The sequence below is a fragment of the Microbacterium sp. F01 genome (genome assembly GCF_056156365.1).
Map to the genome: position 1 here is coordinate 3,660,815 of NZ_CM149592.1, position 16,357 is coordinate 3,677,171.

The following is a 16,357-nucleotide window of genomic DNA, read 5'->3' on the forward strand; positions in this document are numbered from 1 at the left end:
CGCTCAGCGACCCCTGTCCCGGTCGTTGAGCGAGCGAGGAACGAGCGAGTCGAAACGCGCTTGACTATCTCGCACACTCAGGGCGTTTCGACTTCGAGCGCGAGAGCGCCCTTCGCTCAACGACCGGGACTCAGACACAAAAGGAGAGACGGATGCTGCACCCCGACGACATCGCCGCCATCGCGGCCGAACTGGCCGAGGCCGACCGCACACACGGGGTGATCCCGCGCATCACGGCGCGGTACCTCGACGCCACGGTCGAGGACTCGTACGCGATCCAGGGCGTATGGCGCGACCAGAACATCGCCGCCGGGCGCACGCTGGTGGGCCGCAAGATCGGGCTCACGTCGAAGGCGATGCAGCAGGCCACCGGGATCACCGAGCCCGACTACGGCGTGATGTTCGACGACACCGTCTACGAATCGGGCGAATCGATACCGGTCGATCTGTTCTCGAACGTGCGGATCGAGGTCGAGCTCGCGTTCGTCCTTGCCCGACCTCTGGAGGGTCCGGACTGCACGCTCGAGGACGCGCTGGCCGCGATCGACTACGCGGTGCCGGCGCTGGAGGTGCTGAACTCGCACATCGAGCTCGAGGGCCGCACCATCGTCGACACCATCAGCGACAACGCCGCGTACGGCGCGATGGTGCTCGGCGACGTGCGCAAGCGCCCCGACGAGATCGACCTGCGCTGGGTCCCCGGCGTGCTGTCGCGCAACGGCGAGATCGAGGAGACAGGGGTCGCCGCCGGTGTGCTCGGCCACCCTGCGACCGGCGTCGCGTGGCTGGCGAACAAGTTCCACCAGCACGGCGCGCGGCTCGAGGCGGGCGAGATCATCCTGGCCGGATCGTTCACCCGCCCCATGTGGGTGGAGCGGGGCGATTCCGTCAGGTGCGACTACGGACCCATGGGAGTGATCGAATGCCGCTTCGTCTGAGCCCGACCTTCCGCGACGCCCTCGCGAACGCCGACCGCCCGCTCGCGGGCATGTGGGTGTGCACGGGCTCGCCGCTCGTGGCCGAGATCTGCGCCGGCTCGGGCCTGGACTGGCTGCTGATCGACATGGAGCACTCCCCCAACGGCCTCGAGTCGGTGCTGGCCCAGCTGCAGGCCGTCGCCGCTTACCCGATCACGCCCGTGGTGCGCGTGCCGATCGGCGACGTCGTCACGATCAAGCAGGTGCTCGATCTCGGAGCCCAGAACCTGCTCGTGCCGATGGTGTCGTCGAAGACGGATGCTGAGGCCGCCGTCGCCGCCGTGCGCTATCCCCCGCGCGGCACCAGGGGTGTGGGCTCCGCGCTCGCGCGGTCGGCCCGCTGGAACCGCGTCGACGGCTATCTGCAGGACGCCGACGCCCATGTGTCGCTGTTCGTGCAGATCGAGACGGCCGCCGGTGTCGAGGCGGCCGCCGAGATCGCCGCGGTCGACGGTGTGGACGGCGTCTTCGTCGGCCCGTCCGACCTCGCCGCGTCCATGGGCGTGCTGGGGCAGCAGACCCACCCCGACGTCGTGGCCGCCGTCCGGCGCACCTTCGACGCGGTCCGCGCGGCCGGCAAGCCGGTCGGGGTCAACGCCTTCGATCCCGCCGCGGCACAGGCCTACCTCGAGGCCGGGGCATCCTTCGTCCTCGTCGGCGCCGACGTGGCGCTCCTCGCCCGCGGCTCCGAAGCCCTGGCAGCGAAGCATTCCCGCAGGCCGCTTATCCCCCCCAAGACCAGTTACTGATACTTCCGGAGGAATGTGACATGACAACCGATACCCGTGAGTCCGAGCTGCTGGCGTCCGTCCCCGACGGGCTGTTCATCGGCGGGCAGTGGCGTGAGGCATCCGGCGGCAAGACCCTGAAGGTCTACGATCCTTCGAACGGCGAGGTCGTCAAGGAGATCGCGAACGCGTCGCCCGAGGACGGCATCGCGGCGCTGGACGCGGCCTCCGCGGCGTTCCCGGCGTGGGCGGCGACGCCGGCGCGGCAGCGCGCGGAGATCCTGCGGCGTGCGTTCGATCTGCTGCAGGAGCGCAAGGAGGACTTCGCGCTGCTGATGACGATCGAGATGGGCAAGCCTCTGGCCGAGGCGCGCGGCGAGGTCGCGTACGGCGGCGAGTTCCTGCGCTGGTTCAGTGAGGAGACCTCCCGCGTGCAGGGCCGCTACGGCGCGAACCCCGAGGGCACCGGCCGGATGATCGTGTCGCAGCATCCCGTCGGTCCGTGCTTCCTCATCACGCCGTGGAACTTCCCGCTCGCGATGGCGACCCGCAAGATCGCGCCCGCGCTGGCCGCCGGCTGCACCGTGGTGATCAAGCCCGCCGAGCTCACCCCGCTGACCACGCTGTACTTCGCGCAGCTGCTCGAAGACGCCGGTCTGCCGAAGGGCGTCGTGAACGTGTTCACGACGTCGACGTCGGGTGCGGTGTCGGAGCCGGTCATCCGTGATCCGCGGCTGCGGAAGCTGTCGTTCACCGGGTCGACGCAGGTCGGTCAGCGGCTGCTGGAGCAGGCCGCGCAGGGCGTGCTGCGCACCTCGATGGAGCTCGGCGGCAACGCGCCGTTCGTGGTGTTCGACGACGCCGACCTCGACAAGGCGGTCGACGGCGCGATCGCGGCCAAGTTCCGCAACATCGGCCAGGCCTGCACCGCCGCGAACCGGTTCATCGTGCACCGCTCGGTCGCCGACGAGTTCGCCCGCCGGGTCACCGAGCGCGTCAACGGCTTCACCATCGGCCGCGGCACCGAGGAGGGCGTCACCATCGGCCCGCTCATCGACGACCGCGCGGTCGCGAAGGCATCGCAGCTGGTGCAGGATGCCGTGAACCGCGGCGCGAAGGTCACCACCGGCGGCAACGAGGTCGACGGCCCCGGCACGTTCTACGAGCCCACCGTCGTCACCGACGTGCAGCCGGGCTCTGAGATCCTTCGTGAGGAGATCTTCGGACCGGTGCTCGCGATCATCCCGTTCGACACCGAGGACGACGCCGTGCGCCTCGCCAACGACACCGAGTACGGGCTCGTCTCCTACGTGTTCACCGAGAGCCTCGCCCGCGGCCAGCGCATGATCGAGCGCCTCGAGACCGGCATGATGGGCCTGAACATGGGCGTCGTCTCCAACGCGGCAGCGCCGTTCGGCGGCTGGAAGATGTCGGGCCTGGGCCGCGAGGGCGGCGCCGAGGGCATCCACGAATACCTGCAGACCAAGTACACGCTGACGCCCAACCCGTTCTGAATCGGTGATCGAGAGACGGCGGATGCTCCGGGAAGGAGCATCCGCCCTTCGCGGTCAGGGTTCGACAGCCTTTGGGTCAACGCGCGTGATTCCGCCGGAGAAACGCTTGCAGAAACTTCACTTCCGACATTGCCTTCCACCGCCCGCGCGTGCTACCGTCCACGAATGAATTGATCTGAATCGATTCAGATCACGACGGCTCCGCCTCATTACCCACCAACGGAGATGGGAAGTATGACTCTCGCGCACGCTCCAGCTCAGCTCAGCCCGACTCGGGGCGCACGCCGGCACCGGCTCATCATCGCGGCCACGAGCACCGCGACCGCGCTGGCGATGATGCTGAGCAGCATCCCGACGGCCCCCACGGCGACCGCGGCAGCGAACCAGGCCCCGCAAGCGCCGACGGCGCTGACGACGAATGATCTTGAGCGACCGCTGAATGTCGAGGGAAACCCCCGTTTCGCATGGTGGCCCGTGGATGCGGACCGCGACGAGATGCAGTCCGCGTATCGGGTTGTCGTCACGGACGCGGTGGACGATTCCCAGGTTTGGGACTCCGGCAAGGTCGCGTCCTCCGAGCAATCGAACGTCAGTTACGATGGGCCGGCGCTCCAGCCTGGACACCCCTACTCGTGGACGGTCCGGACCTGGGACGGCGCGGACGAACAATCTCCGAAGAGCGCTCCCGCGACTTTCGCAACGGGACTCACGGATGACGATTGGGGCGCCTCGTGGATCCAGGCGCCGGGCACCGGGCCGATGGTCAACTCGACACCCGGCACGGGCGCTCGGGTCACGGGTGGCGGTCTCACGCTTCACAACGGCGGTTTCGCGATGACGGACTACACCGTGAGCGTCGAGGCTCGCCCGGTGACCGGTGCCGCCGGAATCGCGTTCCGCGCCTCCAGCGATTTCCGCAATGCCTACATCTGGTCGATCGCCGACGGCACGCTCACCCGGAGCGTGTTGCACAACGGGACGACCACGTCGCTCGGTTCGGTTCCGTTCACTCAGGCTGGGACGCGCTACCGGGTGGCGATCACCGTGTCCGGGTCGACGATCACCACCGTCATCGACGGCGTGACCGTCGACACTCTCACCGACACCACGCTGACCACCGGAACCGCCGGTTTCTACCAGGCCGAGGGCACGGTCGCCGACTTCGCGGATCTTTCCGTCGGCTCAGTCGGCACGACCACCCGCTGGGGCACGATCGCCGGTCCGTCGTCGAGCTCGAGCCTCTCGACCCTGGGCGACATCATGCTGTACGCGCCAGGGTACGCCTGGACCAACTACACGCTCGAGGCCGACGTCAAGATCGCTTCACTGGCAGCGGCTGTGGTCTTCCGTGGCACTTATTCGACATCGGGCACATCTACGGTGGGCAACGGCTACATGTGGCAGCTCGCGGCGACCGGTGGACTGAAGACCCATCGCCTTGACTCGGGCACCTACACGACGTCCGCGCGACGAAACCCGGTCACGACGAACTACGCCGTGGGCACGACCTACCACCTCAAGGTCGTCGTGCAGGGGTCGACTTTCACCACCTTCGTCGACGGTGTCCAGGTCGACTCGTGGACGGATGCCACGTACACGACGGGAACGATCGGCTTCCGCGAGTCGACCGGAGAGTCGGGGACGTTCTCGAACGTCATCGTCAAGGACACCTCCGGCACCACCCTCCTCTCCGAGAAGTGGACGTCGGGCACTGGCACGTACACCGACTATAAGTACAAGAACGGCACGAGCCCGACCGTCACGGTCTCGACGACCACATCGGGGGCGGCGGGCAGCCTCGCAGACACGAACTTCGCCGCCACCCTCGCGCCTTGGGTCTCATCGGCGGGCGGCAGCCACATTGCTACGACACCGTCAGCGGGATGGACCCAGATCACCGGCGGCGGCGTGACGCTCGCAGGCACGGGATCCACCTGGACGGACTACTCCGTGAGCTTCCGGGCGAAGATCGCCACGACCGCAGCGGGATTCATGTTCCGCGCGAGCGGCGCAGGAGGCGGAACCGGGTACATGTGGCAACTCGGGGCTACAGGTCTAAAGAAGCACACCCAGACCGGTGGCAGCTTCACGACGCTGGGCACGAACACTGCGGTGAGCTTCGCCGTGGGGCAGGTCTATCAGCTGCGGATCGCCGTGAGCGGCTCGACGATCAAGACGTACGTCGACGGTGTCCTCGTCGACACCACCACCAATGCTCTCTATGGGTCTGGGACGATCGGATTCCGCGAGGGCGCAAGCGAGGTGGGCGCGTTCAGCGACCTCGTGGTGCGCGATGCGTCCGGGGGCGTGCTCTTCTCCGACGACTTCACGGGCGGCACCGGCAAGTGGGCCGTGGCAACCTCGACCGCAGCGACGGGCAGCAATCTGTTCTGGATGACGCGCACGCAGCGCGACCTGGCGGCCGGCAAGGCGGTCAAGCAGGCTCTGGCCTACGTCGCCGCCGATGACGCCTACGAGCTGTCGATCAACGGCACCCGCATCGGACGGGGTGAGTCGTTCGACTACTCGAGCGAGCTGCGATATCAGGGCTGGGACATCACGTCGGCTATCGGCTCGGACAGCGCCATCTCGATCGGACTGCTCGCCCGCTGGTACGGTGCGGGCCAGAGCCGGGCTGCCGGCGTACAGGGGGCGATTGCCAAAGTCGTCGTGTACTTCACTGATGGCGCATCCCAGACGATCAGCTCCGACGGAACATGGAAGGCGACGACGGCCACTCCGTTCTCGGGAACGACCACACGCAACAGCGAAGGCGACTTCGTCGAGCAGTACGACGCACGGAAACTGCCCGTCGGCTGGACGTCACTGAGCTTCGACGCCAGCGGGTGGGCGTCAGTGGGCGTCGCGGGACCGCATCCCACGGCATCCTTCCCGCACCTTCAGGCGGAACTCGGGCATACCACCGAGACGGTCGTACACCCGGTCTCCAGCACGACGTTGAGCTCTGGAGTGACCGTCCTGGACTTCGGAAAGGTCATTCCAGCGCGCATCGGCGTCGCCTTCGAGAACGGACAGGCGGGCCAGTCCGTGACCCTGCAGGAGGGGTACGAACTCACGTCCACCGGCGCGATCAACACGTCCCCGGCAACCGGCACCCAGGCGACGAACTTGACTTTCGTCTACACGCAGAAGGCGGGAGCCCAGCACTACGACTCCTTCGACCACCTCGCTTTCCGTTATCTCGCCATACCGGCGTTGGCTGGCGAGACGTTCACGACGGAGGATGTGTGGGCCACCATCATCACTGCCGAGGTGCCGAAGGCCCGGGAGTCGAACTTCTCGAGCTCGAACTCCACCCTCAATGCCGTCTTCGAGTTGATGAAGCGCTCGGCGCTGTACTCGGCGCAGAACAGCTTCGTTGACACGCCGACCCGCGAGAAGGGCCAGTTCCTTCAGGACTCCATCAACATCTCCGCCGTCACGACCACGACCTGGTCCGAGCGAGCCACCAGCCGGAAGGCGATACTCCAGTTCCTTTCGTCTGCTGACCGCTTCTGGAACTCAGGAAACAACCTGGGCCGGTACAACGCGGTCTACCCCAACGGAGACGGGGCACGCGACATCCCGGACTTCACTCTCAACCTGGTCGACTGGGTATGGAACTACTACCTGCAGACCGGCGACAAGGAACTGCTGGAGAAGGCATATCCCTACCTCAAGCAGACGGCCAATTACGCCACCCGCTCGATCCCGGCCACCGGAAACCTCGCGGGACTGGTGGTGCAGCTGCCTGGCGGCACCAGTTCATATCAGTACGGCATCGTCGACTGGCCGGCGGCGGGTCGGTTCGGGTACGACATGAGCACGTATGCACGCACGACGGTGAACGCGCTCGCTGTGCGCGCCTTCGACAGCGCGGCGTCAGCGGCAGCCGCCCTGGGCAAGACAGGCGACCGGGCCGACTTCGAGGCGCGGTCCGCAGCTCTGCGCGACGTCATGAATGCGAAGCTCATCAATGCGTCGGGCTACTACTCGGACGGGCTGCTCTCCAGCGGTGCCCAGAGCGCTCATGCGGGCCAGCACGCCACATCGTACGCTCTCGCCTTCGGCATCGCGCCCTCGTCCCGAGTCGCCTCCATGGCGGCGTATGTCGCGGGCCTCGGCATGAAGCAGGGGCCCATGACGGCCGACATCCTCGTGAAGGGGCTGGATGCGGCGGGACGCGCCGACGCCGAGCTGTCGCTGCTCACCAACGGCTCAGACCTCGGCTGGGCGCAGCTCCTGAACAAGGGCGCGACGTTCACATGGGAGCAGTGGAACACGCCGACGAACGGAGAGAGCCAGTCCCATGGGTGGGGCGCAACCGCCGCGGTCGATGTCCTCGAGGACTTCCTCGGCGTCCGCGTGACAGAGGCCGGCGCGGCCAGCGTCTCGATCGACCCGGCTCATGGTGTTCTCGATTCGGCGTCGGGCACGGTGGTGACGCAGCGAGGTCCGGTCGCGGTCTCCTTCTCAGGCACCGGAGCCGGTTACACGCTCGACGTCGATGTTCCGGTCAACGTGACGGCGACCGTCGTCCTGCCGCGCATCGCGGGCGGACGTTTCGTCGACAGTGGGGGCGCATCCGGAGTGAGCACCTTCTCCGATGACGAGCAGTCGATCAAGGTGGGCAGTGGACACCGGCACTTCGTGTTCAAGACCGACGCGGTCGTCACCACGACGGAGCTGACTGCATCGTCCGACAGCCGCTCATACGGCGATCCGACTCGCACCACGCTGCGTGCCACGGTCTCGGCGTCCGCCGGATCCCCCTCCGGTGACATCGTCTTCCGCGACGCTCAGGGCGAGCTGGGCACGGTCCCGGTGACCGAAGGCGCAGCTTCGTTCTCGCTCGGTCGAGACCTCCCGGTCGGTGAGCACGCTGTGACAGCCGAGTTCGTTCCCACCGACGCGGATGACTTCACCGGCAGCGCGTCGAGCATCGTAACGGTGAACGTGACGCCAGCGACGACGTCCACGTCCCTGCAGTTGAGCGCTCCGCAGCAGCCTTTCGGCTCAAGCAGTGTCACCGCGACCGTGCACGTCACCGCCTCAGACGAGCGGACGGCTGCGGGAGCCGTGACCCTGATGGATGGGGAGCGAGCGATCACGAGTGCATCTGAGCTGGACCGCGCCGGCAGTGCCACCATCGGACTGCCCGCGGATCTGGCCGTCGGAGATCACACGCTCAGCGCCGTCTTCGCACCCGACCTTGCGGGCAGCTACCTCGGCAGCACATCGGCCACTGCCGTCCTCACGGTGGTTCCCGCGCCGGCCGGTCGGGTGCCGGGTGCACCGACGGGTGTGTCGGTGGCTTTGGGTGATGCTGTGGCGAAGCTGACGTGGGTCGCCCCTGCAGACCCGGGATCGTCCGCGGTCACGGGGTACACCGTCACGGCGATGCCGGGTGGGAAGACGTGCGCCACGACGAGTGCGCTGACGTGCCGGATCGAGGGTCTGACGAACGGGACCGCGTACTCGTTCTCGGTGACCGCTGCGAACGCCGTGGGCACATCGGCCGCGTCGGCGCCGACGTTTCCGGCCACGCCGTCGTTCGCGCCCAGTACCGCGGGGAATGTGTCGGTGTCGGTGAACGCGAAGGCGCAGTGCGTGAGCGGGAAGCCGTCGCTGGCGGTATACGTGCTGAACAAGGAGTCCGTGCCTCTCACCGCGGCGGTGACCACGGCTTACGGCACGCAGACCGCGACGCTGGCGGCGGGCAAGGCCTCCTACCTGACGTTCACCACCACGGGGGCGACGATGGGCGCGGACGCCGCGTCGATCGTGGCGACCAAGACGGTCAACGGCGCCGCGGTGCGGACGACATATCAAGCTGGTTACACCGCCATCACGTGCAACTAGCGGGCGGGTCGGCCGGGATTCGTCCCGGCCGACCGCGCCGGCTCCGCGTCCCTTCGTCGACGCCGAGAGACCGACCCCGACCATAAGGACGCGCACCATGGCTCGCTCAACCATCTCACTGGACCGCCGGCGTACGGCAGCTGCGGTCGTCGCGACCACCATCGTCACAGGGTTGCTCGTCGCCACGCCGATTCCCGCCCGGGCCGCAGATCCAGCGTCCACGGGAACCGTCGTCGTTGCATTGGAGAGCGCCGATGTCGTCCGCACCGTCGGCACATCGACGATCACGGTCGAGCCCGGCGCGACAGCCGACCAGGTCCTCGCCGACCTCGGCGCCTCTGACGGCTCGAGCCAGTCCCGGCGAGTGGATACCGCGGCGGGTCAGCCCCGTACCGGGCAGATTGCTGCGGGAGACGTTGTTGCTGTGACAGCTGCAGACCGCACCACTGCGCACCGCTACGAAATCCAGGTATTCGACGCCGCCGCAGTCGCGGGTGACGGCGACTACTGGGATCAGGAGCGCTACGACGAGATCGACGAGACCGTCAACGCGAACACGCCGGTCTTTCCGGACAGCGTCTGCAATGTGACGTCAGCAGCGTACGCGGCGAAGGTGCGCACCGCTACCGAGAGGTACGCCAATGGCAACCAGGCCAACAAGCCATCCTCGACCACGTCGCCGCTCACTTTCGCCGAACAGCAGGTCGTCTACTACGGCGACGCCATCAACGCCGCGATCGCCGATTGCAGCAACGCGGGCGGTGGCACCGTCGTGGTTCCCGCCGGTGGGTCCAGCAACGGCGACCCGAACGTCTACTACTCGGGTTCGATCCAGCTGCTCAGCAACGTCAACCTGCGTGTGGAGGCGGGCGCGACCGTCAGATTCATGCGGAACAAGACGAACGAGTACTACCCGGTCACCCTCACGAGCTTCGAGGGCACCGATCTCTACAATTTCTCGCCACTCATCCGCGCGTTGAACCAGGAGAACATCGCCATCACGGGCGGCGGCACTCTTGACGGCCAGGAGGACATGTGGAACTGGCGCCCGTGGAAGAAGGGCTATTGGGGTGAACTCAACTCGGAGGACCGTTCGCTCACCGCCACCTACGGCCAGCAGGGCATCCTCAATCAAATGAACTTCGACGGCACGCCCGTCGAGAAGCGGATCTTCACCGCCGATGGAACCCGCCCCACTACGATCCCCGTCATCCAGGGCGATCATGTCGTGGAGATTCCGACGCCCACCGATGCGACGGTACTGAAGTCCTCGTTCCGTCCCAACTTCATCGAGCCGAACCATTCGAACAACATCCTCATCGAAGGCATCAAGGTTCGTAACGCCCCGTTCTGGCAGATCCACCCGCTGAATTCCCAGAACGTGCTGGTGCGCGGCGTCGACATCTACAGCAACATGACGACCGGGTACGAGTCGACCGGCTGGAACAACGACGACGGCATCGACCCTGAGTCCACGAAGAACGTCGTGATCGAAGACGTGAACGTGACCGTGTCCGACGACGGAGTAGCGATCAAGGCGGGACGCAACCGCGACGGACGTGATCGCCGCGATGCGAGCGACGGAATCATCGTGCGCGACAGCATCTTCCGCAATGACGGAGGCAACTCCGCGGGCATCTCCGCGGGAAGTGAGATGTCGGGCGGCGTCAGGAACGTCTTCGTCCACGACATCACCTTCGGCGGAACCGGCCTCGTCATGGCCCTCAAGCTCAAGACCAACTCCAATCGCGGCGGGGCGATCGAGAACTTCTACGTACGCGACAGCGTCATCGAGAACGTCAACTGGTGCGTGGTGGAGTTCGACGCGGACTACTCCGAGACCGTTTCGTTGCCGAACGCGGATGTGTACGACCCCACCATTCGCAACATCCGGTTCGACAACATCAGAACGGGGGACGCTCTGCCCGCGACGCGGAACCCTACTGTCTTCCGCTTTTCGAGCGCTGTCTCACGGTCACCGGTGGACGACGTGCGCGTGAAGGACGTGACGTTGCATTCGACACTCAATCCGGCTGCGGCGTTCAGCTCGAACAAGTTCATCGGTGACTTCACGGTCGAGAACTTGAAGTACGTCAACCGCACCACCGCGGTCACGACGACGTACAACACCAAGCCCCTCGGACTTATCGGCCAGCCGACGGCGACGGCGACGGGGATCAACCCGATCCCGCTGCTTGCAGCCAACCGCGCAGGAGAAGGCCCGATCACGGCGATACCGACGAGCACCTTCCGGCTGGCGGGCAAAGTCGATCTGTCGAATCACCCCACGTTCGTCACCGCCGGTGCGCTCCGCCTCTACCTCGACCGCAGCACGACACCCATTTCTGCGACGCTCCAGGCGGATGGGACCTTCCTCTCCGCGCCCATCACACTCAGCGACGAGGCGTACTGGTACCGTGGCCGGCACTACGTCTCGGTCAACCTCAGCCAGGGCCTGGACATCAACACGATCGTCTATGAGATCGCCGTCAAGAAGACGCCGATCGAGGTGTCGCTGGCACCATTCACGGGCCCGCCCGTCGGCGGAAGCGTGAATGTGACTGCGTCGTTCACCAACAAGGCGGCGGTCGGTGCCGCGCCTGTCACGGCAGTTCAGCTCACGCCGCAGTTGCCTGCCGGGTGGGTGGCGCAGCCGACATCCCCCACCACGTTCGCGTCTGTAGCGGCCGGGGCTGCCATCTCCGCGTCGTGGCGCCTGACCCGGCAGGGTGGTAAGCGTGGAATCCTCGAGGTCGGCGTGTCCGCGGTCTTCGACGACCCGGATAATGCGCTGCGCACGACCGCCCTGGCGCCCCCTGTCGTCGTCGACGTCGATCTGCTCACGATCCAGCCAGGTGACGTCACTGTCACCTCTCCCACGAAGCTCCAGGCGGTGCGACGCGGGGAACTCAATGCGGTTCAATACGTGGACCGCACGAACAAACTGGTGCGGTATCCGGAGAGGCTGACCGGTGCCGTCCTAATCCCCGGCGCCAACGACGACAAGCGCTTGGCCGACACTACGAACTATCTCACGTTCACAGCCGCGAAAGACTCGACCGTCTATGTGGCGTTCGACGCGCGAGGACGCGGAACCTGGTGGCCTTCGTGGATTGCGCAGCAAGGATTCGTGGAGACTGCCCTCCGCGCCCAAGCCGATGACGGATCGCAGGCGACGTTCGTGCTCTTCGCGAAGGACGTCGCCGGAGGCACCGCGCTCACCCTGGGCGGCAACAACGGATCGTCCAACGACACCACGAGCTACTTCACCTTGGTCGCGTCCTACACGTCGGCTGCCGCCACGCCCGATACGGTGGCGCCGCTGGTGTCGGCGGTGTCGTCGCCGGCAGCGGCCGACGGGGCGAACGGCTGGTTCGTGTCACTGGTGTCAGCGAGTGTGTCCGCGTCGGATGCGGAATCGGGTGTCGCGAGCGTGGAGTACCGGCTGGGCGAGGGGGCGTGGAGTGCGTACTCCTCGGCGGTGTCGATCCCGGAGGGTGCGAGCACGTTCAGCTATCGCGCGACCGACGAGGCGGGGAATGTCTCAGAGGTGAGGCACCTGCAGGTGAAGCTGGATCTGACGGCACCGGTGGTGACTGGTTCGCTTGAGGCCAGGAAGGTTGCGGTGTCGGCGTCGGATTCCGGCTCGGGTGTCGCGTCGGTGGAGTATCAGCTGGACGCCGGAGCGTGGACGGCATACTCCGGCCCGGTAGGGGCGCCGGATGCAGCGGCGCACATGGTGTACTTCCGTGCGACGGACGTCGCCGGTCAGGTGAGCACCACGGGTGTGGTGAGTATCCCCGCGGCTCCGCCGGCGGGCCGGGTTCCCGGCGCACCCACGGGTGTGACGGTGGCACTCGGTGATGCCGCGGCGAAGCTCACCTGGGGGGCGCCGACCGATCCGGGGACGTCGGCCGTGACCGGCTACACCGTCACGGCGGTGCCGGGCGGGAAGACCTGCACGACCACGGGCGCGCTGACCTGCCGGATCGAGGGCCTCACGAACGGGACGGCTTACTCCTTCCTGGTCACGGCGACCAATGCCGTCGGCACGTCGGTGGCCTCCGCGCCCACTTCTCCGGCGACGCCGTCGTTCGCGCCGGGCACGGCCGGGAACGTGTCGGTCTCGGTCAGCGCCAAGGCGCAGTGCGTGAACGCGAAGCCGTCGCTCGCGGTGTACGTGCTGAACAAGGAGTCGGTGGCGGTGACCGCGGTGGTGACGACGGCCTACGGGACGCAGACCGCATCCCTCGCCGCGGGCAAGGCCGTGTACCTCACGTTCACCACTTCGGGCGCAGCGATGCCGGCGGCCGTCGCGTCGATCGACGCGACCAAGACGGTCGGCGGTGCCCCCGTCACAACCACCTACGAGGCCGGCTACACGGCGGTCTCCTGCAACTAGCGATCGGGCCGGCCGGGATCCGCGTCCCGGCCGGCCGGCGCTGACCGCGCCGTCTCGCCGAGGCGCGGCCGAACAGCCAGATTCTCTTCAAGGACGTGCACCATGACCGCCATCTCATCCCTTCGCCGGCGAGCCGTCGCCGTGCTCGTCGCGGTCGCGGTCGTGGTCGCAGGCAACGTCGCCCTGGCGGTCGATCCGGCCGCCGCGGCTGCGGTGCCGAGCGCTCCTGCGGGGGCGACGGTTGTGACCGGTGACAGGGCGGCCCGGGTCACCTGGCCGGCCTCGGCAGATGACGGTGGGTCGGCGATCCTGCAGTACACCGCGACTGCTACGCCCGGCGGCCGCTCCTGCACGACCGCCGGCGAGTTGACCTGCCGGATCGACGGTCTCGTGAACGGCAAGTCCTACACGTTCGCGGTGACCGCCACGAACGCGTCGGGCACCTCGTCCGCGTCGCCGCCCAGCGCGCCGATCACCCTGTCGTACCCGATCGGTGGAGCGGCCACGTCCATCGCGGTCAATGCGCGGGCGCAGTGCACGAACGCGGTTCCCGTGCTCGCCGTCTACGTCCTCAACAAGGAGTCCGTTCCGGCGGATGTGCAGGTGACCACGGCACTGGGAGACCGAACAGTCTCGCAACTAAGCGCGGGAACACCGAACTACATGACGTTCGCGGCGAGCGGGAAGAATCTGCCTGCGGGGGTCGCGACGATCGTTGCGACCAAAACGATCGATGGCGTCCCGAAGCCGACGACGTATGAGGCGGCCTACAACGCGGTGGACTGCGACTCCGCGGGGCCGATCATCACGTCCACCGTGACGCCGCAGGCGAACGCGTTCGGCTGGCACAACAGCGACGTGTCGGTGCGGTTCGCCTGTGTCGACGACAGCGGGGTCGCCGGGTGCGCGGGCGACGTGACTTTGACGAACGAGGGGCTCGGGCAGACCGTGCCCGGTGACGCCGTCGACGTGCTGGGCCACCACTCGAGCACGGTCGTCGGTCCGGTCAACATCGACAAGACCGCTCCGACACTCTCTGGAGCGCTCGTGGCCGCGCCAAACGCGGCGGGCTGGTTGAACGATGATGCGGTGGTCGAGTGGGCCGGCGACGACGGGCTGTCAGGCCTGGATCCGGCGACGCAGCCCGCCGCGACCACGGTGACGGGCGAGGGGAGCAGTCTCAGCGCGGGCCCGGTCACGATCTCGGACAAGGCCGGGAACGTGAGCGCACCCGCTACGGTGACCGGCATCAAGATCGATCGGACGGCGCCGGTCGTGACCGGGAGCCCGAGCACGCCGGCGAACAGCTTCGGGTGGTACCGCGACGCCGTCGTCGTCGACTTCACCTGTCAGGATGCGCTCTCGGGTGTAGCCGAGTGCCCGACCAGCCAGCTCGTCTCCGGGGATGGCGGCAGCCAGAGCGTCACCAGCGCACCAGCCGTCGACCTCGCGGGGAACACCGCGACCGCGACGGTGTCGGGCATCAACATCGACGGAACGGCGCCGAGCACCACCATCGATAACCAGTGCGTCCGCGCCAACGGCTACTGCACGGGCGCCACGGCCATCGTCGTCATGACGGCGACCGACCAGGCGGGCCTGTCGGGGTTGGCGCAGATCCACTACCGCATCGGCCAGGGCGACGAGCGCATCGTGGATGCCGCGACCGCGACCGTCGAGGTGCCGATCGACGCGGCGGGCGGTGCCACCATCACCTATTGGGCGGTCGACCGGGCCGGCAACAGCGAGGAGCCCAAGTCCACCGAGCTGCTCTGGGACGCCATCGCACCCACCGTCACCCACACCGTCTCACCGGCCGCGAACGCCAACGGCTGGAACAACACCGACGCCACCGTTCACTTCGACGCCCGCGACAACGACGCCGGTTCCGGCATCCATCCCGGAAGTATCACAGGTGACACCACCCTGACCAGCGAGACGAACGGCACAGAGATCACCGGGACGGCTCGCGACACCGCCGGTAACATCGGCAGCGACACGGTGACCGTCCGGATCGACAAGACGCAGCCGACGATCACCGCGGCGATCGTCGCGGGAACTCTCGGAGCCAACGGGTGGTACACGTCGCCCGTGACGGTGCGCTTCACGTGCACGGACTCCCTCTCCGGCGTCGCTGCGTGCCCCGACGACTTGGTCCTGTCCGACAACGGCGCCTCCAACACTGCGGCCGGCACGGCGACGGATCGGGCAGGGAACACCGCGTCGACGAGCATCGGCGGTATCAAGATCGACCGCGAGAAGCCGCAACTGCGCAAGGCGGACATCTCCGTCGAGGGAGGCACGTTCATGCTCGGGGCCGTCCCGACGGCGTCGTGCGCGGCGACCGATGCCTACTCGGGTATCGCGGGGTGCGTCGTGACGGTGACGGGCGGAACCGCGAACGGAGTCGGAACCTTCTCGTACACGGCCGTCGCGACCGACCGCGCAGGCAATAGGACCACGGTGACCGGCACCTACCGGGTCATCTACTTCTTCCTCGGCTTCCTCCCGCCCGTCATCGACCTGTACCCGGTGCTGCCGCTTGTCGGGATCTACAAAGCCGGCAGCACGCTCCCCGTTCACTTCCTCCTGGCCGATGCCGACGGTCGGATCGTGCAGAGCAACAGCGCGCCCAAGTGGCTCGCGCCGATCAAGGGCTCGCCGACCTCCGCACCGATCAGCGAAGTGGACTTCGCGTCCGTCACGGCCGACAGCGGCTCGACGTTCCGCTACACGCCCGGGCTGTATCAGTACAACTGGAAGGTGACCGGCGCGGGCTATTACTGGCGCATCGGCGTGCAGCTCGACGATGGGCAGACCTACTTCGCGACCGTGGGTGTGAGATAGCGCCTGGAGACGCATGCGGTTCGGTGC

The 16,357-nt window shown here is 67.3% G+C and carries 6 protein-coding genes; all 6 read left to right on the forward strand.

The features are described 5' to 3' along the window. Nucleotides 1-152 precede the first annotated feature (152 nt). On the forward strand, nt 153-938 hold the full coding sequence (locus tag ACVN90_RS16935) for a 2-keto-4-pentenoate hydratase (protein WP_475099367.1): 786 nt from the start codon (nt 153-155) through the stop codon (nt 936-938). Further along, a complete protein-coding gene (locus ACVN90_RS16940; protein WP_475099368.1) occupies nt 923-1,726 on the forward strand; it encodes an HpcH/HpaI aldolase family protein in 804 nt (267 codons plus the stop codon). The genes ACVN90_RS16935 and ACVN90_RS16940 overlap by 16 nt, the downstream gene beginning before the upstream one ends. A 20-nt stretch (nt 1,727-1,746) precedes the next feature. Next, a complete protein-coding gene (locus ACVN90_RS16945; RefSeq protein ID WP_475099369.1) occupies nt 1,747-3,219 on the forward strand; it encodes an NAD-dependent succinate-semialdehyde dehydrogenase in 1,473 nt (490 codons plus the stop codon). Nucleotides 3,220-3,453: 234 nt separating this feature from the next. Continuing rightward, nucleotides 3,454-9,081 carry a family 78 glycoside hydrolase catalytic domain gene (locus ACVN90_RS16950; protein WP_475099370.1) on the forward strand — a complete coding sequence of 1,876 codons (5,628 nt, stop codon included), beginning with the start codon at nt 3,454-3,456 and terminating at the stop codon, nt 9,079-9,081. 97 nt (nt 9,082-9,178) lie between these two features. After that, nucleotides 9,179-13,483 carry an OmpL47-type beta-barrel domain-containing protein gene (locus ACVN90_RS16955; RefSeq protein WP_475099371.1) on the forward strand — a complete coding sequence of 1,435 codons (4,305 nt, stop codon included), beginning with the start codon at nt 9,179-9,181 and terminating at the stop codon, nt 13,481-13,483. A gap of 102 nt (nt 13,484-13,585) precedes the next feature. Beyond that, entirely contained in the window at nt 13,586-16,330 is a 2,745-nt protein-coding gene (locus ACVN90_RS16960; RefSeq protein ID WP_475099372.1) for a PxKF domain-containing protein, read from the forward strand. The last annotated feature ends 27 nt before the right edge of the window (nt 16,331-16,357 follow it).

What these genes read in the sequence shown, in the direction of transcription:
- ACVN90_RS16955 (WP_475099371.1), top strand. Translation starts at nt 9,179, where the DNA reads ATGGCTCGCTCAACCATCTCACTGGACCGCCGGCGTACGGCAGCTGCG.
- ACVN90_RS16960 (WP_475099372.1), top strand. Translation starts at nt 13,586, where the DNA reads ATGACCGCCATCTCATCCCTTCGCCGGCGAGCCGTCGCCGTGCTCGTC.
- ACVN90_RS16935 (WP_475099367.1), top strand. Translation starts at nt 153, where the DNA reads ATGCTGCACCCCGACGACATCGCCGCCATCGCGGCCGAACTGGCCGAG.
- ACVN90_RS16940 (WP_475099368.1), top strand. Translation starts at nt 923, where the DNA reads ATGCCGCTTCGTCTGAGCCCGACCTTCCGCGACGCCCTCGCGAACGCC.
- ACVN90_RS16945 (WP_475099369.1), top strand. Translation starts at nt 1,747, where the DNA reads ATGACAACCGATACCCGTGAGTCCGAGCTGCTGGCGTCCGTCCCCGAC.
- ACVN90_RS16950 (WP_475099370.1), top strand. Translation starts at nt 3,454, where the DNA reads ATGACTCTCGCGCACGCTCCAGCTCAGCTCAGCCCGACTCGGGGCGCA.